Origin of the sequence: Xenorhabdus anantnagensis, assembly GCF_028598555.1 — a bacterium.
Lineage (GTDB): Bacteria > Pseudomonadota > Gammaproteobacteria > Enterobacterales > Enterobacteriaceae > Xenorhabdus > Xenorhabdus anantnagensis.
In genome coordinates, this window is sequence record NZ_JAQRFN010000063.1 from 1 (window position 1) to 3191 (window position 3191).

At 38.0% G+C, this 3191-nt stretch carries 4 protein-coding genes; 2 read left to right on the top strand and 2 right to left on the bottom strand.

The genetic code is table 11. The features are described from left to right. The first annotated feature begins 4 nt into the window (after window positions 1-4). The gene (locus PSI14_RS19695) at window positions 5-979 is read left to right on the top strand and encodes a gp53-like domain-containing protein (protein ID WP_273577677.1); all 975 of its coding nucleotides are present in this window, start codon (window positions 5-7) and stop codon (window positions 977-979) included. 8 nt (window positions 980-987) lie between these two features. After that, window positions 988-1413 carry a tail fiber assembly protein gene (locus PSI14_RS19700; RefSeq protein WP_273577674.1) on the top strand — a complete coding sequence of 142 codons (426 nt, stop codon included), beginning with the start codon at window positions 988-990 and terminating at the stop codon, window positions 1411-1413. Between the two features lie 26 nt (window positions 1414-1439). Here PSI14_RS19700 and PSI14_RS19705 read toward each other — a convergent pair whose 3' ends face one another. Then, window positions 1440-2057 (bottom strand): tail fiber assembly protein, encoded by a 618-nt coding sequence (locus tag PSI14_RS19705; protein ID WP_273577675.1) that lies wholly within the window; start codon window positions 2055-2057, stop codon window positions 1440-1442. Further along, window positions 2057-3191, bottom strand: a 1135-nt coding sequence (locus PSI14_RS19710; protein ID WP_273577676.1) for a phage tail protein, incomplete at its 5' end; no start/stop codon positions are given. The genes PSI14_RS19710 and PSI14_RS19705, both read right to left, overlap by 1 nt.

Here is a 3191-nt window from a genome sequence, read left to right on the forward strand (position 1 = left end):
AACCATGACCAAAGCGGAAGGCGCATTGCAACGCAGTGGGGGAGAGGTGACAGGAAACATAGCTATTTCTACTGACACTGAGATAGCTTGGCGCAGAAACACTGACTACGCTGGTATTGGTTTTAAAAACACTGGAGATGGTGATACCGACTCCTATATGTGGTTTAGGACGGGGGATAATGGTAACGAACATTTTAAATGGCAGCATAGCCTCACTGGTGGTCAAACCACTGAATGGATGAGTCTTAATTCTGCTAATCTCCGGGTTAGAGGGCATCAAGTCTATCATGAAGGTAATAAACCAACTGCTGCGATTGTTGGTGCTTACACAAGATCTGAATCTAATAATCGTTTTATTCAATTAAATACAAATACCAAAACATCAGGATATATTTTAACTAAGGCTGCAAATTTTCTTGATGACCCCAGTTCACGCCATTTAGGACGTTCAGGCTTTTTAAGACCTAATGGAGTTGATAATCTTGGTGGATTAGCAATTCATGTTGCTCATCCAAATGTTGAAGGTCCCCAACATGCAAGAGGTATATCTTTTTCCTATGGAAGTGATTCAAGTAGGTTTTATATATCTACTTATGCGTTTGATGAACATGGAAAATTTCAAGGTCAAAAGAAAATATTAACGGAAGATGATCTTGTATCCATTAGAAACATTGCCAAAAAAGAGCCTAATGGTTGGTGGAAATGTGGTGACACAGGAATTATTTATCAGTGGGGAGAAGTTCAGGGTTTACATGATAATAATATAAAAATATATTCGTTTTCAACCCCCTTTCCTAATAGATGTGTTCACTTATCAGCAATGGGGCATCTTGATAGAGCTAGCTTGGGAGGACAGATGCTTGGTGTTCATGGATGTATTATTGATAATAAACAGTTCAAATTAGCAAGTGATGTTCCAGAAAATGATAAAGACTTCCAATACAAAGCTATATTTCATTGGTTCGCAATAGGATATTAAGAAAACATATGAATTATTATTATAGTGCTAAAAATAATGCGTTTTATCCCTATGAATTGAAAAAAGATTATATCAACGCAGGCTCATGGCCAGATGATGTTATTGAAGTTGATGAGAGTATTTTTAGTGATTTTTCTGGAAATATGCCTCCTAAAGGTAAAGTACGTATTGCTGGCGATGATGGCTTACCTGCTTGGGCAGATATCCCTCCTCCAACTCAAGAGGAACTGTGTCAGCATGCAGAAGTAAAAAAAATAAAATTAATGGAATATGCCAAAGATATTATTTCACCTCTTCAGGACGCTGTTGATCTAGGTATTAATACAAATGCGGAAAAATCTGCGTTAATTGAATGGAGAAAATATAGGGTAATACTTAATCGAATTGATTGTAATGTTGCACCAGATATAGAATGGCCAGTACAGCCAAAATAATGACAGGGGCATAGTGCCCCTGTTTTTTATTCTGGTTTTTTGGGCCAGTCAATTTCATTAATGTCTGAAATATCCATATCAATCAATTTTACACTATAGACTTCCCAATTATTTAATAAAATAATTTCGTCCTCAGATGTCATATTTAACCGTTTTTTCCTTCCTAACTGAATAATTATTTTTTCAGCTTCATGTAATAATGACTGCTTTTGACTTTCCAATTTTTGTAAGTCATGTTGTTTCTGTGCAATAACATCTGTTACCCATTGTTCACCGTTCCATTTATCGAATGATGTTTTAGGCTCTCGTAAGGTCAATTCAGAAGGTAATTCTCCCATTAATTGTATTTTCTGAGATTGCTGGGTTTTAATGTGATAGGCAACTTTTCCACGAAAATCAGGTACATTAATCCATGATTTTTCATCTATGCTGCGACAAACAGCAATATCAGCCGAATCAGGTAATTCAGGTGAATCCAAATAAGCACCAGCGGACAAGCCAATACCAATAACAGTGCGTTCCATATCTGCACAAATATATTCTCTTGTCTCGGTATTGGCCCGATAAACCATCACCCAACCATTAGAAGTTGCAAAACCATTTTCATCAAATTTTGGTGTATTAATATCTGTTGTATATTTCATTATGCTGCTCTCACTATATATAAAAATGCGATGTTACGGGGACGAGCTGATACATAGGCCCACCAGTCATAACGGTTTTCTATACCATCTCGGTTCAAAGATATCCATTTCTTTCCTTTAATATTTGCCCATTGTGCGTCAGTCATGGGATCACCAAATACAACAGCAGGAGAGCCAACAGAGCTAATATCCCCTGTATCGTTATCATCTAAGCCTGAAATGATAGTACCTTCTTGGTGCGTTAATATTCCCCTGTTTGGATCTGCTCCCCGCCCATTGTCCAGCCCACGAATAAATTCACCACGCAAGTCTGGTACAGTACCGGAGGGATATGCCATTGCTAATTTGGGATATTGGGATTTATCAAATTGTTGCCCATTACATTCAAAATAACCATCAGGTGGATTTGCATGAGACCAAGGTAAAGGTACACCTACGGGGATGTTTTGTTGATGATGCTGTAGGTAGCGACTGTCGAAGTTACCATAATTGTTAGGCAACATTTTTCCATTTACTGCAAAATGTACTTCCCCATTATCTATTCTCTGGCTATACCATAACCATCCTTGATTGTCGTCAGCTTCCAATACTGTGTATCTATTCCCACCTTGTGCAGCATTACCCCATGTTTGAATATGGACGGGTGATACTGCTGATCCATTAGAGATTAACTTCATGTCTGAATTGTCGTTGTTGCCTACAATAACGTTTTTGTCAAAACGGACATGCTCATGAAATGTTCCCCCATGTGATGAAGAAACAGCATCAACATCAAAAGCTGTTGGTTTATTTTTAGTGGTATAGAACTCTGTCCAAGGTTCTTCAAATCCAAAATCATCTCTGGCTGAACGATACGCTATTCCATTGTTCCTATATATGGTTTTTAATTGAAGAGCAGGGGTACTACCGGTGTCCACATTAAAATGAACAATAAGTAAAGAATCTCCTGTTCTTTGAGCAACATAAGAGCCGGATGCAGCATTCCACGGTACGCCATTTTCTCCTTGAACAAAAGTTGTAGCACCTCTCGAAAATGCACCAACATCCACTGCATTCAGATTTATATCATCCGTTAGAGATTTTTCATTCACCTTCCTACTATTTGGCACCGCATTTTTCGCTTGATTGACGGTT